The following is a 17,467-nucleotide window of genomic DNA, read 5'->3' on the forward strand; positions in this document are numbered from 1 at the left end:
AAATTATTACGTTCTTGTAATTACCCCGCTATCCCTAGTCTCATTGTATAATTGAAACAACTCATTTACTTTATTCTTAAATTTCGGGTTTGTAATGAGGTTGTCCTTTTCATTTTCTGTAGGGTTTTTACTTAAATTAAACAACGCGAATGGCATTCTATTACGATCGGTTTTGTCCTTTTTATCAAGCTGAATAATTAATTTCCAACCATCTTTTATAATAATGGTTTGTTTACCGGTACCCGATTGCGTCATAAGAAACGGATGAACTTGTTTGTTTTCACCTTTTAAAAGCGGTAACAAACTTGAAGAATCCATAGCGTTATTTCCTTCTATTTTTTGATTTGTGATATCGGCTAAAGTTGCCATAATATCTATTCCTAAAATTGGAGTATTCGAAACTGTATTTGCTTTAATTTGACTTGGCCACCAAGCGATAAATGGAACTCTATGTCCACCCTCGTACATTTGATTTTTACCTCCTCTATAAATATCGTTCGATTGATGTCCCGATTTGATGGTTTTTGGTTTTAATAAACCACCATTGTCTGATGTAAAGATGATTAACGTATTATCATAAACACCTTTCTTTTTCAAGGCATCAACAAGCATTTCCATTTGTACATCTAATTCTTTCACCATATCTAAATGACTAGAAGGTGTTGTGCCTGCTATTTTGGTACCATTCATTTTTTTAGAAGGTGTGTGCGGTAAATGCACAGCCTGTGAGCAATAGTACATAAAGAAAGGATCTTCATCTGAAGCATTTTCAATAAAACCTACCGCCTTATCTATTAATAATTTCCCTGAATTATAAGGGTTCCAATAGCTATCGCCTAAGCCTTCTTTTTTATCAAGTTTAACATTAAGCTTGCTCATTTTTTCTTGAGTGATTAACACGATTTCTGAGTCTTTATTTAAAGGCATCATCACGCCATTTTCGTACACAGCATAAGGCTCTGCTTGTATTCCTGCAGGATACATAAAACTATAGTCAAATCCATTTTGAACAGGACCTTTATCTATCACTTTAGAAATATCGACATCCAATTCATGTTCAATACGAGGCGAATCATACACGACATTTGGGTTATCTTTTCTTGCAAAATCCATCCCGAATCCCCATTTCCCAAAGAAAGAAGTTTGGTATCCAGCATTTTTCATGAGTTTGCCTAAAGTAAGTTGATTTGGTTCTATTGGCGAAGGCCTATAAGCACCCCAAACACCCCAAGGCGCATAACTTCTGTAACAATGATTTCCAGACATTATTGCATAGCGCGTTGGTGCACACAATGCTGCTGGTGTATGCGCATCTGTAAAAGCCATACCTTCTTTTGCAAGTTTATCTATATTTGGTGTTTCAAGAATAATATTTTTAGAATGTTTTTCTCGATAATATGAAATATCTCCAAGTCCAATATCATCGGCTAAAACAACAATAACATTAGGTTTTTCTTGAGCAAAGACAAACGTTGTAAAAACGATATAGCAATAAACAAATAGTGTGTTCTTTTTCATAATTAAATAGAATTACTCTTTTTCTAAATCAAGTTTTATTTATCTAATACTGGGTTTCTTTTTTCATCAATACGTTTTACGGCATTAACCTCGTAAATGCGTTTTAATTGCCATAAAGGACGTTCTAATTCAGCTTCCCAATTAAACAATGTTTTATACATTTCACGCACCTTTTTTGGGTGTTTTAAAGCTAAATCATTATTTTCAGTAATATCTTCGGCTATGTTATATAGCTCTGCCGGACGATCTGGGTAACGCAATAGTTTCCAATCACCTTCGCGTACTACGCCCCTATTTTCAATTTTCCAAAATAACCTTTCGTGCGGTGCGTTATTATTTTTATTGGTGATAAAAGGCATTAAATCTACACCATCTAACCCTTTTAATTCGGATGCATTACCACCTGCAATATTTACAAATGTTGGCACCATATCTAACATGCTAATCGCCTTTTTGTATTCTGTTTTTGGTTTGATTACTCCTGGTAATTTCATAATAAAAGGCACGCGTATTCCGCCTTCTAAGAAATTAGATTTACAACCACTTAGTGGATAATTAGATGTTTCGGTTCCGTCTGGGCCTCCATTATCATTAGAAAAAACAATAAGTGTATTTTCTTCCAAACCAAGTGCTTTCAATTTTTTAAGAATGGTACCACAAGCACGATCTAAAGCCAAGGTCATTGCTGCAAGCTTTTTACGGTTTCCTGTTAAACCTTTTATTTTCGCCAAATCTTCATCGGTGGCTTCCAACGGAGAATGAACTGCATTAAAAGAAACATACATAAAAAATGGCTCTTCCTTATGACGTTCCATAAAATCGCAAGCCTCATCGGCAATGGCATCTGTTAAATATTTTTTTGGTTCTTCAAACAAACCAAATCCCTTTTCCATTCTATCTTCAGGGCGATCTAAAGCTGCTTTTAAGCTTAACGGCCAGAAACTTCTAGCACCACCTCTAAAACCATAAAACTCATCAAAACCTCTATTTAATGGGTGATATCTATCAGCATTACCTAAATGCCATTTCCCTAAAACAATCGACTTGTATCCTAATGGATTCAAATAATCTGCAACCGTATTAATCCCTAAAGGCAAGCCCATTTCGTCACCTAATAATTTAGAAGAATCACTCATGTATCCAGGTACATTATTTTCTTCAATACCATAACGTTGTTGATACATTCCGGTTAACAATCCGGCTCTCGATGGTCCACAAACCGAATCTGTAGTGTAGGCTTCATTAAAAACCATACCTTCAGCTGCTAAGTTATCTAGGTTTGGAGTTGGAAACGTTTTACTTCCTTGAAAACCAAAATCGTGATACCCAGCATCATCTGCGAAAAGAAAAATAATATTTTTCTTCTGTGCTGATACATTCAAAAATGAAGTGCTTATTAAAAAAGCACCTAATACTAATTTTATAATCTTGAATTGTTTCATTTTATTTAGTTTTATTCATTGTAAAAAATACGTCTCTACCATTTTCTAGAATCACATCTTTTCCTTTAAGTTCAATAACACCTTCTAACCGAATATCTGTGGAAGATGCTCCGATTTTAAGTTGATATTTACCCGATTCTACGATCCATTTATTGTTTTTATATTGCACAAATTGCTCTGGCGAAACATTAAAGGTTAGTGTTTTCTCTTCTCCTGCTTTTAGCTTTACTCGTTCAAATCCTTTTAACTGAATAGGTTTTTGAGTTGATGCTTTATCAATTGGAGACATATAGAGTTGAACAATTTCAGTACCGTCCATATCACCTATATTTTTCACCTTTAATGACACCGAAAAACGTTCGTCATTAATATCTATTTTCGATTTAATTTTCAAATTAGAGTATTGATAATCGGTATAAGACAAACCAAAACCAAAAGGGTATTGAACCAAATCACCATTACCATATCCATTTTTATAATTAATTTCTGCACGCGATTCTGTTTTAGGATAGGTTACGCATAATTTGGCAGATGGATTTACATTACCAACCAATATATCTGCTATAGCATTTCCGCCTTCTTCACCAGGAAACCAAGCTTGAACAATAGCGGCACATTTATCTTCAAACTTACTTACTAATTGTTGACGACCTCCAAACAGAACCAATATAACCGGCTTACCTGTTGCTATTAATTTTTCGACAAATGCTTCTTGCTCCCCAGGTAATCGAATGCCTTTTCGTTCTCTACCTTCGCCACACAAATACAAGTTTTCACCTACAGCAGCAATAATAACATCGCTTTCTTCAGAGATTTTTATTGCCTTCTGTAAATCTGGTTGTGGCAACCCTTTTACCGTTAGCATTTTTAATTTACTCAACCTATCATCTCCTAAACCACTCGTATCTATTTTAGATTCTAAAGGCGCACTCCAATCACATCCTCTTTCTACATTGATTTCTACATTTTCTCCTAACTTATTTTCAAGACCTTGCAGCAATGTAATTAACTTTGGGTTTGTGGGATCAAAATCTGTACTATGCCAAAAAGAAATCATAGACTGATACGTATAATCACCTAACAAGCAATGATATGTTGATGCATTGGGCCCTACCAAGGCTATCTTTTTGATATCACTATTTAAAGGTAGAACACCATTATTTTTTAATAAAACAATAGATTGTGATGCTGTTTTATATGCCAATTCTCGATTAGAAGGTGGATCAAAATCTAACGGACCATCCTTACCTATTTTAAGGTTTTTATCTAGTAAGCCCAACTTTGCTTTCATTACTAATGATCGCTTAACCGCTTTATTTATAGTCTCTTCTGTAACCAACCCATCTTTTATAGCATCTGGTAATAAGGGAAAAGCAATTGGTGAAGATAGCTCTATATCTACACCAGCGTTTATGGCCATGGCTCCTGCCATAGCTGAATTTTTAGCTTGTTTATGCCCTTTGTATATTAAATTAACCGCACCATAATCGCTTACAACAAGTCCATCAAACCCAATTTCTTTACGCAGCATTTGGTCTAACATTGTTGGATTTGCTGTGACAGCTAATGCTTTATATTTTCCATAAGAAGGCATAACACTTTTAGCTCCTGCAATTTTAAAAGCCGCTTCATGAGGCATTAAATATTCCTCATATAATTCTTTAGCATTATCATTAGCCGTTCCGTAACCAGCAAAATGTTTAGCCGTAGCTGCTACACCTGTTTTTAAATCATTGCCCTGCAATCCTTTTATAAAAGCAACACCCATTCTAGAAGTTAAATAGGCGTCTTCGCCATAACTTTCTTCAAGTCTATTCCAATGTGCGGTACGACTTAAATCTAACATAGGTGATAATGCAAATGTTGCTCCCGCAGCACGCATGCTTTGCGCAGTAGAATGCGCATTATTTTTTACAATTTCTGGATTCCAAGAACATCCAACTCCTATTTGCTGTGGAAACGTTGTTGCTCCTTGAGTTGCAAAACCTGTTATAGCTTCTTCATGAAAAATGGCCGGAATTTTAGTATTGGTTTCCGTCATTAAATAATGCTGTACTTCTCTGACTAAATCTCTTAATTGTTCTGGCTCCAATATTAAACCTGAAGAAAATTGACAAAAATGACCAATACCATTAGGAATATGTTCTCTACATTTTTCAATAGAAACTTTTCCATCTAACATAATATCTCTTAGGCGAGTACCCGTTATTTGCGCTAATTTTTCGTCCATAGACATGGTTGCCATTAATTCATCGACTTTAATACTCAATTCTTCTGTTAGAAACGGTTTGTTTTCTTGAGATTGAATCACCAATAGATTAAAAAATACGAATATTAAACAAATAGATTTTATACTTTTTTGGTTTTGTTTCATAAACACACTGAAGTCTATTTTGTTAATTTAATTTTAAATAATAATACTCTCAAATGTAGTAACTGAACTATTTTAAGCGGAGTACGTATGTTCCAAAAAGTATAACGGATGAATTATTGTACGTTAATCCATATTTTATCAAGCCGCCTGAATGTGTAAAAACGATGTTTAAAGCTTCGTTGTAACGGAAACAATATAGTACACAAAACAATCTTATACGTATTGATAAATTGGATTTGCATTGATTACAACAATAAAAAAAAGCACATTTAAATTAATAAATGCACTTTTAAAACTAACTACTAGCGAAACAAAAATTTTTAAAACGAAAGTGCAATTACATATGCAAAATCAGTTGGCTTTACTTTTGGCATGTTTACCAATAAACCCTGATCGTTTTGTGTCCATTCAATTTTTTCAGAGCTTCCTAATACTTCTATATTAGAAATATTTAAATCTTTGGCATATTCTGCATTTTTAGCTAACGTGGTAATATTAACTTTACCATCTTCTGGCCAATCTAGCACAATAGCATATAATTTATTTCCTTTAGTTGTAAATCTTATATCTTTAGAAGATAGTCCTTCATTATTACCTTCAGAATGATGTCCTTTTTTAACTTCCGTAGGGCCTTCTCCAAATGTTTTCCAATATTTAGTATCATAAATAGCTTCTCCATTTGTTTTTAACCAACCACCAATTTGAAGTAAAATTTCTTTTTGATCCTCTGGAATAGTACCATCAGATTTAGGACCAACATTCAATAATAAATTTCCGTTTTTACTTACTATATCTACTAAATCGTCAACTATTTCATTTGCCGTTTTAGATTTCCAATTGGTAACATGACTCCAAGAATTCTTTCCTATAGACGTATCTGTTTGCCAAGGTAACTTTCTAATACCTGGTAATTTACCTCGTTCTAAATCGTAAATAACTGTGCCTTCTGGAAATGCCTCGTGTGAGAAGTTTTTATCTTGTAAAACCACTTCTTTACCCCACTCAATCCCTTTATTATAATAGTAAGCCGCTAATTTTGGTCTTTGGTCTGCATAATCTGGAATATCTAAGTAAAAGTCGAACCATAAAATATCTGGTTGATAGTTATCGATAAGATCTTTTGTTCTGTCCCACCAACGTGCTTTAAACTCTTCTGAAACCGGTTCTTTTAGATCTTTTCCTTTTGAAGAATATAAATCTGCATATTCAGGATCTGTAGTATCAAAATGATCTTTTTTGTTGTAGAAAGACCAGTTAAACGCAAAGTGAGAAGATGCTCCCATAATCATGCCTTTACTTCTTCCTGCTGTAAAAAGCTCACCCAAAACATCACGTTTAGGTCCCATGTCATAAGCATTCCATCTTGTGGTGTTCGATTTGTACATAGCAAAACCATCGTGATGATCTGCAACTGGTATTACATATTTTGCACCAGCTTCTTTAAATAAATCGATCCATTGGTTAGCATCAAATTTTTCTCCTTTAAACAGAGGAATGAAATCCTTATAACCGAAATCTTTTTGATCTCCCCATATTTTTTTATGATGCAAATATTCTTTAGAAGGTCCTTTTCGGCCTGTATTTAACTGTGCATTAAAGTTGGCCGTATCCATATACATTTGTCTTGGATACCATTCTGAACCATATGCTGGTACGCTATACGCACCCCAGTGAATAAAAATTCCGAACTTTTTTTGATTAAACCATTCCGGGTCTTTATAATTGGCTTTAATAGATTCCCAATTTGCCTCGAAAACTGGTTTTTGGGTTTGAACAACTTCTTTGCTACTTTTTTTGTCGTTGTTACATGATAAAATAACTATCGAACATAACAAATAGGTGAACAACTTATATATTCTAAAATTCATATTTACTAAATTGTTAAATGGTTTTCGGTTTTTTAAAAATTATTTAACGAAGTTCTAATTATCAAGTTAAAAGCAACAAAACGTATGTCTTTTATACTAGAGCAAATGTTTAAAACACTCGCTATTGGCTACTTAAGCCTTGAAATTATGATAGAATCGGCCTTTCCCTGCCAAGGAGATATAAATTTACCGTTTTTAGAAACCGCTTCAATATCACTAAATTCTCCCGTTAAGGTATTAAACCACTGAACCGTTCTATTGTTATGCTCCTTTCTTAAAAAAGCCGCATCAATTCCATAGTTTTCTTTATGGATATAAAGTAAAACAGTTTCGTTATCATCGGTTAAATTATAAGCGCTTCCATTTTTCCATGGTGTTGGTTTCATTTTACTAAAATTGAATAGCGTAAACAGTTTTTGCATATGCTCGAAATATTCAAATTTTGGTTTAATAAAATTTTCTGGTTGCTCAAACGGATTATAAATTATAACATTCCATGATGCGCCCTGCCAATAGTAAGTGGTATATACTCCGGCAAATAAACACATATAATTACGCCTTAAACAAATTTCCGCATTGGTATAATCGCCGGTAAACACTTTATACGGTGATTCTTCGTAACCGCCATGTTCAATATTAAAAACTGGTTTATTCTTAAATTTCGTTTTAGCATCGAGCATTTTATTATAAATATCATGAACCCAATTTTGAGTTGAAATAAAATCTACCTTTTCAGGGAATCTTGAACAGTATTTAAAATCGTGTACAGATAACAATCTATTAAACTCATCGTTAGCTCTAACACGTTCTATTCTGTCATGAATATAGGCCTCATCTGCCCTACCATAAAACAAGGCCTCTTTAGAGATATCCCATATTACGTTTGGAAACGCTTGATACCTTTTAACAACATAATCGAAATACATGTTATCTGCTTCCGTGTTCATGTCTGGCCACGCAACAAGTTTGTTCCATACATAAATCATTAAATGAGATACTATTCTCTTATCGTGCATTAAGCTAATGGTACGATCTAATTTTTGAAAAAACTCTGGGTTTAAAGCGGAATAATCTGGTTTTTCATTATTACCAAGAAAAGGAAATATATTTTTAGGTCCTCCAAATTCATGCTCTGGATGGTCTTTTAATTTTTCATCTTTCTTCCAACTTACATCGTACGAAAACACATTCATTACAACTTGATTGAATCCGCTTTCTTCTATTAAATTCAGTAAATGTTCTGTTTTTGGAAGATTCTTATCATTATGATAATCTAAAGCGTATAACCAATCACATTCAAAAGCTAATACAAAATACGGTGTTCCATCTTCATAATAAAAATGCTGAGGATCTTCTTTATTAACAGTTACAGCACCATGATTGTTTTCTTTAGCTTCTGTAACTGTTACTTTTCCTTTTTTACCCGCTAATTTATTAGCATCTGCTTTGGTTTCAAATCTCCATTGCCCTTCTAAACTACTCGAAAAGCGTATAATCCATTCGTTATTGCCATTATAAAAACCTGGTACTTCTTGAATAAAACCGTTTTCGTGAGTGAAAACGGCCTTAAATTTAGCTGTATATGGTGATTTTACATCAACATTATTTGTAAAAGAAATATCTAATACTTCCCATTTTGGAATTTGGTATGTTTTATTCGTTTTATAGTTTTCCTTTTTTAATTGACTAAAACTATTAATTGAAAAACATAGCAAAGCAACTAAAATTACGTTAAAAAAATACTTCATACCTTTTTATTTAATCATTCCAATGTTCGTCAATCACTTTTTGGATATGAGGATACTTCGCTCCATCTTCCTCATTTAACTCTTTACGTTTAGCTATTAACTCCTCTTTTAAATCGGCAATAATCGTTTTGTATTTAGGATCGCTGTAAGCATTATTCATTTCTTGAGGATCTGCTTCTAAATCGTAAAATTCCCAAGCCGCTGGTGTGTGTAGAGTAAATCTGTTACCCCAACTTTTCTTATTCCAATCTGCTTCAGGATTATCTGTATCTACCCAATATTTCCCGTAAAAGAAAATTAGTTTATACTGTTTTGTTCTAATACCAAAATGTGCAGGATTAGCATGTGCATGTGCCATATGCATCCAATATCTATAATAACTAGATTGTTGCCAACCTTCTGGCTCTTTGCCTGTTTCTAAAATAGTTTTAAAACTATGACCTTGCATTTTTTCTGGAGCTTTTCCGCCTGCTAATTCAATAAGTGTGGGTGCAAAATCTGTATTATTTATTATCGCATCGGTTCTTGTACCAGCTTTTATTTTTTCTGGATAACGCACAAAAAATGGCATTCTTAAAGACTCTTCGTACATCCATCTTTTATCAATATAATCATGTTCTCCTAACATAAACCCTTGATCGCCTGTATAAACAATAATTGTATTTTCATATAAACCTTCGGCCTTTAAATATTTAATTAATCGTGCCACATTATCATCAACTCCTTTTACACAACGTAAATATCTTTTTAAATACTCTTGATAAGTAGCGTGTATATATTCTTTTTCACTTAGACCATCTGCTTGCGTAGGGTCGAAATCAGGATTATTGTTTTTAGTGTATTGCTTGCTCCAAAGACGCATACCCATATGTCTAATCGTGTTTCTTTTTGAAACTGATGAACCAATAACATGAATTAAAGAATCGTTCTGACCTCGAGTTGCAATCGATCCATTATTTCCATTATCATAAAGACTTTCGGGTTCAGGAATCTCAGTATCTTTTAAATAATCTAAATATCGTGGTGCAAACTCAAAATCGTCATGAGGCGCCTTAAATTGATGAAATAACACAAATGGTTTAGATGGATCTCTCTTGTTTTTTAACCAATCTATAGAAATATCGGTAACAATGTCTGAACTGTGCCCTTTATATTGTTTGCCCTCATAACTTGGGTCTTTTTCTTCAGCAAAATGCATTCCGGTTTCAGTTAAGTAAGGATCAAAATACGAACCTTGCTGACCGTGTTTTGTAAACACATTAAAGTAATCGAAATTTGGTTGTTCTTTTAAATGCCATTTACCAATCATGGCTGTTTGGTAACCTAATTTTTTCATTTCAATAGGCAGGTATTGCTTATCCATAGGCAGTGCGCCTTCTAGATCTAAAACACCGTTGGCTTGACTGTGTTGACCCGATAAAATGGCTGCTCTACTTGGTGTGCAAATTGAGTTATTTACAAAACAATTATCGAAAATTATACCTTCGCTTGCAATTTTGTCTAATGTTGGTGTTGGGTTTAAGCTCGCTAACCTGCTGCCATAAATACCAAATGCTTGTGTGGTATGATCATCTGACATGATGTAGATGATATTTGGTTGTTTTGTAGTCGTTGTTTTTGTTTTCTTTTTTGTTTCTTCTGAGCAAGAAGAAAATGCTATGATTGCTAAACAGAGTGCAAGAATTTTATTCATTTTTTAGTTTTTTTAATCATGTAAATATCCATATATATACAAACAAGTAATATCACATATGTTTTTATTACGATAAATTATGGTTTATGTTAACATAAAAAAGGTTTCGCAAAATATGCGAAACCTTTTTTGAATATATCTTAATTAGAAAATGATTTAAGGTCTTTCATCTGCCTCAATAATACGTACATCATCTAAATAAATAGTTCCTGATCCACTATGTCTAAAATACATATTGTAATCATTAGCTGTATTTGATGGTGTCGCTAATTGAGTTCTTATGGTAGTCCATTCATCAAACGGAGCCGATTGGATGGTATTATGCCAAAATTGTTGCACAGTCGTATTTCCTCCTCTATTAATCCATGGAGCTAAGAAATTTATTGCTGTCCCAGAAACTTTGTATATTTTATATTCATACATTACAGGTACCCCAGCTTGTAGCGTAAAAGTATCAGTATAATTAATCCAAGCTGACCAATTTCCTGATGCCGCTGCATCCATTTTTATACTGTTGGTGCCACTAGCTGCTTGCTCTGTAGATATTTCAATAGTAGTAGTTGCTAAATTTTCTCCATCTCTTGGTACAAAATTTCCTGCTCCTGTTTCAAAATCAAACTTAATAGCTTCATGTTGAAACATTGCAACTGGTAAATCTGTAAAAGCAACAGGACTACGTGTATCTGTAGACTCTAACGTTCCATTACCATCATAAGTAACTGTTATAACATCTGATCTATAGATTTGATCTACTAATTTGATTTCTAGTTTAGTTGCATCCGTAGCACTTCTAGCTAGAGAAGAAATTGTAAAAGGAGATCCATTTACGTTAACTGTAAAGAAAGGCTCTTGATCTCCAAAAGGAGCAAACTCTCCATTAAATGGAACTTCAATTGTTTGATTTTCTAATTCAATTAATTCTGCTGAAACTTCAAATGGAAGCGATGAAGGAATTACATTAAAGGTTGCTGGAATTTTATAATTTTCATAATCTCCAGGTATTTCTTCCCCTTGTCTGCTTAAATTTAAATTCCCCTTAAACTCACCAAGTTTATTAAATTGGATAACTGCTAACGAGTCTGTATTTGTTACTCCTGCTATATTCCAACTTCTTGTATTAGGACGACCAATAGTTGTAACATCTACCAACTCGAGAGTAGAACCTGCTTCTACTGTAATAATATCAGAAACTGATTCATGTGGAATTACAACTCCATTTTGACGAATTAAAATTTGAGGTACAATAGTATCGTATACATCTACAATAAACGTAGTATCAATAACCCATTGCCCTGATTCTCTTTTAGCTGGAAATATAAAATCGTCTCCTCCTTTAAATGCTACAGAATCTTTAAACACATTATAAAGTCTAACTTTTTTAAGTCCACCTTCGGTAAATAATACATGTACTGTTTTATCTTCGGTTTCTAAAGATCTTGGTTCAATAATAAATTCATCATATACAGAATCTGATCTAGTGATCGGGCCTTCTAAAAAGAAACTCCCCTCTTCAATAGTCCATGAATGAGATAACTCACCTTGAGACAAATCTGAAAAAGAAGCGAAATCATTAACACTTACACCCAGTGTAGCGCTTCTAAACGCACTTGTATACCATGACACATCTGAAAACGAATTCGGAGCATCATAATCATCACTACTTGTGCAAGCCGCAAAAAGTGAAATGATACATGCTATTAAAATTAATTTATTTTTCATGTTATTTTTTTTTAGTTATTTAAATTAGGGTTAGCTGTTACTTCACTATTTGGAATAGGATAGTAAGCATGTAAAGCTTCATTATAATTTACTGCAGCTTGTTCGTAATCTTTATAGACATAATCGGTAGCTAATGGAGGAGTTCCTTCTTGTAAAATAGAATTCCATCTTGTAACTGTTTTACCATCTTTATCTTTTGTCTCATAATGCATTCCATAATAAGTTCTGGTACTCAAGTCTTCAAAACGTTGTTTAAGAACTCCCCAACGTCTCAAATCAAGAAAACGAACGGCATGACCTTCTTCAGATAATTCTAAGGGTCTTTCAATATACATTAAATGCTCCATTAAGCTTTGTGCATTATACGCCACATTATCATGATCTGCCGCTGGATGCTCTCCAGTTCCATCTAACCCTAACAATTGCAAAGCAGAACGGTATCTCACCTTGTTTACTAAAACTAGAGCTTCTTCAAGGTTACTATCATCGGTTCCTCCTTTAATTAAACATTCAGCTTGCATTAATAATACATCAGCTAAACGCACTAAACGAATATTGATAGGAGAACGTGAGTTTGGTATAAAATCGGCTTCAGTAGTTACGGTTGCCCAATTTGTATACTTTCTAAAATAAGCATTTTCTTTATTATTGAAAGGTGTAATAGCTCCTGCTAAAAACCCTCCATAATATGGTGTATCTATATCGTCAACCAACGCTAATGTATAAGAAGTACGTAATGAATATGATCTAGGTCTCATTAATGTTATCGGATCACAGCCTTCACTTCCATCTTCACAAGGCACGTAATTACGTGGATCGTTTAAATCCATCTTTTCATTTTTGTATTCCATTTGTAACCAACAGCTAGGTATGCCACTTCTGTAGCCACCAACATTACCTGATGCAAAAGCTCTAGCTAGTGAGTTGGAAACGTTTTGAGAATCAAAAGCATTTAACTCAGACTTAAAGTTAACAGAATAACTCACCTCCAAAATAGATTCTGAATTAAACTCTCCTGCTGCTGAAAAATTATCATCAATATTATCTACTAAAGCTCTTTGATATTCTGGATTAGTTATAATGTCGTTAAAATATTCTGAAGCTTTAGTATAATCTTCTTCATATAAATAACTTCTACCAAGTTCTGCTGCTGCCGCTGCTGAAGTTACACGTCCTAAATCTACGTTCTGACTCCAAATTGGAGGTAAATTTTCATAAGCATACTCTAAATCTGCTAAATAAAAAGCTTTAACTTCTGAAGCAGGGCTTAAAGGTTGATAAAACTCACTTTCACCTTTTGGAACAAAATCAAAAATAGGCACACTACCTTGGTTGAAAGTATTGTATAAATATGAATAAGCAATCCCTCTAAAAAATCTAGCTTGCGCCATTATTTGAGTTGCAAAATCAATATTTGTTTGATCTGTATAAGTCGCCATTAATCGCGTACCATTTTCAATAACCTGATTTGCTCTAAATATAGTTACATATAATGATGACCACTTGTTGTTAATTTGTGATTGAGAATCATTGTAGGTATATATATAAAACGGTGAAAATTGATTGTTAGAATTTGGTCTACCGAAACCAGGCCAAGTCATATCTGCTTTACAGTTTTCTTCTACTATTAAGAAATTATTGGTGTTCTTAAAAGCATTGTATACAGAGGTTAACCCCGAGTTAAGATCTAGATTGTTTTTCCAAAAACTACCCGTTGACAACTCATTGGGATTTGTTTCAGTCAGAAATTCTTCTGTCGAGCATGAAGTACTGCATATAATACACAGTAAAACAACAGCTATTTTGTTAAATATTAATTTTTTCATGTTTCTTATTTTTTTTATTAAAATCTAAATTCAACACCAGCTCTATATTGTGTACTGATAGGATATGTTCCTTGATCAATACCTCTTGTATTTAAACCATCATTACCAACTTCTGGATCGAAACCATCGTAGCTAGTAATAGTAATAAGGTTATCTGCTGCTATATAAAATCTAAGTTTTGTGATATTTAGTTTATTACTCCATTTTTTAGGTAATGTATATCCTAAAGTTGTGTTTTTTAAACGAGCAAAACTTCCATCTTGTAACCATAAGTCGGTATAACCTCTGTAATTAAAGTTATCACGACCTCTATCGGCAGGGATATTTGATGTTGGGTTTGCTGGAGACCATTGATACACTAAATCTCTGTGAGTACCTTGTTTGTAAGCGTAAGCCTTACTTCCATTTATAATATTTCCTCCAACAGCTGCATACCAGTTCATTGAAAAATCTATCGATTTATAATCAGCATTAAAGTTTAACCCAACTTCAAAATCTGGAGCTCCACTTCCTTTAAAAACTCTATCATCAAGATCAAACACACCATCACCTGCATCGGCAACACCATCATTATCGGTGTCTACAGTAGGTTGATCTACATACCTAAGCGAACCTAAATTAGCAGTAGGATCTAATAATCTATATTCAGCCAATTCTGCTTCTGTTTTTACTAAACCATTAGTTTCTATAAGAAAGAAAGCACCTGCTGGATATCCCTCTCTTAAAGCTGTTACTAAATCTTCACTAGGTAAACCTGGAGCTACTTGACTTCCTCCTAAAAATGAGAATTTATTAGAATCACTCATTCTAGTAATTAAATTGTTATTGGCCGCATAGTTTGCAGATAGATTCCAATTTAATTTTCCTCTATGTTTATAATTTGCACTCCATTCCACACCATAGTTACGCATATCTCCTACATTAAGAATTACAGTAGAATTGTTTCCACCACCTACAGTTGGAGGTAAAATAACTGGGAATAACATATTAGTTCTAGATCCATCATAAACTTCACTTGTTAGTGTTAGTTTGTTATTAAAAAACCCGAAATCTAAACCAAAATTCTTTTCAATTTTCTTCTCCCATTTTGCATTAGGGTTTTTAAAAGCTTCTTGAACGGCTCCTAATACAAGTTCTTCATTCGCTCCTGTACCAAAAACATAATCATTACCAATAGAAATAGTTGGATCTGTACTATAATCTTGTATACTTTGGTTACCTGTAGTACCGTAACTAAATCTAACTTTTAAGAAGTTGAAAGTTTTACCAAAGATATCATCCCAACCATATTCATCTGAAATAATCCATGCAGCAGAAGCTGATGGCGCATAAATCCATCTGTTATCTTCAGAAAAACGACTTGTTCCATCACGACGTAAACTCGCACTTAATAAATATCTACCTTTATAATCGTACTGAGCACGACCTAGCATACCAATTAAAGTATTCACTCTATCTTGTCCCCAACCGCTTCCAGTACCAACGTTAGCATCTAAAGTTGCTCCGTTTAATGTAGTGATCTCGTTATTAAATAAATCGAATTTTTGAGCAAAGAACGATTTAAATGTATATTTCTCTGTAGATAATGCTCCAACAAGTCCTACTTGATGATCACCAAACTTTTTATTAAATGTAATAATACCATCAATAGTAGCACTGGTATTTCTACTGCTTTGCTCCTTAACTCCTGATCTAATTTGTTGTGGTATTAGCGTTCCATCTGTAGCATAAGCTGTGAATAATGGATTTATTGTAGTACGCATATTGTTATTACGACCAATAGATGCACGAGTTGTTACTTTTAAATTTTTGTTTAACTGGTGATCTATTTGAACACGCATACTCATGTTATCACCTGTTCTAATATCAGATTGTTTAAGCTTTCCTGTTAAATAACTTAAGTTAACAGCATCATTACTTGTATTATTACCCGCACTATCTTCTGTAGTTGGAGAGTTAGGATCAATTAATTTTTGGTAAGGTTTATACCTGTAACCATCTAATAAAATTCCCCATGGAGTATACTGCTGTTGATCGGTTCTTAAACCAATACCTGTAGTAACCGTCCACTTATCCTTTTTATAAGTTGTATTCGCTCTAACGTTTAAACGCTCTAAACCAGAATTAATTAAAGATCCTACTTGATCAAAATAATTCATAGATACGTTATACATAAGTCCACCCTTACCACCAGAAACATTCATGGTGTGATTTTGAATTCGAGCATTATCAACTTGTAAAATATCCATTAAATAGGTATCGTTAGTAAAATCGTTTGGATTTTGCTCTAACGTTGTAAATGAATTGTTTGGAAAAGTTCCGTTAAGGTGACCTACTCGTAAAAAATTCTCATAAACAGATTCTTCAAAATTCATTAAAGGCACGCTAGAAGTAATATCCTGAACTCCCATGTAACTCGTTACGCTGATATTCATTTTACCAACTTTACCAGTTTTTGTGGTTATTAAAATAACACCAGCAGAACCTCTTGTACCATAAATAGCAGCAGAAGCAGCATCTTTAAGTACATCAATTGTTTCAATCTCCGCAACACTCAACTGAGGGTTACCATCTTGAGGAATTCCATCAACAACGTAAAGAGGTGTGTTACTACCAAAAACAGAGTTAACCCCTCTAATTAGAATAACAGCATCCGAACCTGGTTGCCCACTACTCGATGTAACGTTTACACCAGCAATTTGTCCTTGAAGTGCATTACCAACATCCGATGTTGATATGCGCTCAATGGCTTCTGCCTGAACTTGCCCAACAGCTCCTGTAAGCTCTCTTTTCTTTTGCTTTCCATAACCAATTACCACAACCTCATCTAAAGTGGCAACGTCGGTTTTCAGAACTACATTCATTTTGGTTTGTCCATTAACAGGAACTTCTTGCGCTAAAAAACCTATGTAGGTAAAAATTAGCACACCTTTAGAATCTGTTTTAATTTCGAAGTTTCCATCAAAATCGGTAACAGTTCCCGTAGCTGTTCCTTTAACCAAGATACTCACCCCAGGAAGAGGCTGTCCCTCTCCTGTTACATTTCCGGTTACGGTTTTTGTTTGTGCCTGCACTAAACCAAGACTGATAACAAAAAATAGTATTGTTAAAAAAGTTTTGTGTCTAGACCCAACAAGTAAATTAAATTTCATATTTGTATTGTTTAAAGTTTAGTTCTACAAATTTTGTTTTTCTTCACGTTTTGAATGGTAACAAATGATTTTTTAAACAAAACATATGGATAAAATCATAAAAATTTGTTAAAACAGGGCTTTGTAA

The 17,467-nt window shown here is 33.7% G+C and carries 9 protein-coding genes; all 9 read right to left on the minus strand.

Annotation, left to right across the window (positions count from 1 at the left end; all coding sequences use genetic code 11):
• Positions 1-6: 6 nt before the first annotated feature.
• The 9 genes from BM246_RS02480 to BM246_RS02520 all read right to left on the minus strand — a co-directional run bounded on the left by BM246_RS02480 (position 7) and on the right by BM246_RS02520 (position 17,340).
• Entirely contained in the window at positions 7-1,518 is a 1,512-nt protein-coding gene (locus BM246_RS02480) for a sulfatase family protein (protein WP_074935649.1), read from the minus strand.
• A 35-nt stretch (positions 1,519-1,553) separates the two neighbouring features.
• Positions 1,554-2,960: a sulfatase-like hydrolase/transferase gene (locus tag BM246_RS02485; RefSeq protein ID WP_074935650.1), complete on the minus strand. Its 1,407-nt coding sequence runs from the start codon at positions 2,958-2,960 to the stop codon at positions 1,554-1,556.
• A gap of 1 nt (position 2,961) precedes the next feature.
• The gene (locus BM246_RS02490) at positions 2,962-5,334 is read right to left on the minus strand and encodes a glycoside hydrolase family 3 N-terminal domain-containing protein (protein ID WP_074935651.1); all 2,373 of its coding nucleotides are present in this window, start codon (positions 5,332-5,334) and stop codon (positions 2,962-2,964) included.
• Between the two features lie 320 nt (positions 5,335-5,654).
• On the minus strand, positions 5,655-7,202 hold the full coding sequence (locus tag BM246_RS02495) for an alpha-L-fucosidase (RefSeq protein ID WP_074935652.1): 1,548 nt from the start codon (positions 7,200-7,202) through the stop codon (positions 5,655-5,657).
• A 128-nt stretch (positions 7,203-7,330) separates the two neighbouring features.
• Entirely contained in the window at positions 7,331-8,950 is a 1,620-nt protein-coding gene (locus tag BM246_RS02500) for a DUF5060 domain-containing protein (protein ID WP_074935653.1), read from the minus strand.
• 10 nt (positions 8,951-8,960) lie between these two features.
• The gene (locus BM246_RS02505) at positions 8,961-10,643 is read right to left on the minus strand and encodes a sulfatase family protein (protein WP_074935654.1); all 1,683 of its coding nucleotides are present in this window, start codon (positions 10,641-10,643) and stop codon (positions 8,961-8,963) included.
• 156 nt (positions 10,644-10,799) lie between these two features.
• Positions 10,800-12,362, minus strand: a complete 1,563-nt coding sequence (locus tag BM246_RS02510; protein WP_042504580.1) for a hypothetical protein — start codon at positions 12,360-12,362, stop codon at positions 10,800-10,802.
• Between the two features lie 11 nt (positions 12,363-12,373).
• Positions 12,374-14,188 (minus strand): RagB/SusD family nutrient uptake outer membrane protein, encoded by a 1,815-nt coding sequence (locus BM246_RS02515; RefSeq protein ID WP_042504579.1) that lies wholly within the window; start codon positions 14,186-14,188, stop codon positions 12,374-12,376.
• A 17-nt stretch (positions 14,189-14,205) separates the two neighbouring features.
• Complete coding sequence (locus tag BM246_RS02520) at positions 14,206-17,340, minus strand: SusC/RagA family TonB-linked outer membrane protein (protein WP_042504578.1); 3,135 nt, start codon at positions 17,338-17,340, stop codon at positions 14,206-14,208.
• Between the last annotated feature and the right edge of the window lie 127 nt (positions 17,341-17,467).

Source organism: Algibacter lectus (assembly GCF_900112395.1).
In the GTDB taxonomy this organism is placed as follows: domain Bacteria; phylum Bacteroidota; class Bacteroidia; order Flavobacteriales; family Flavobacteriaceae; genus Algibacter; species Algibacter lectus.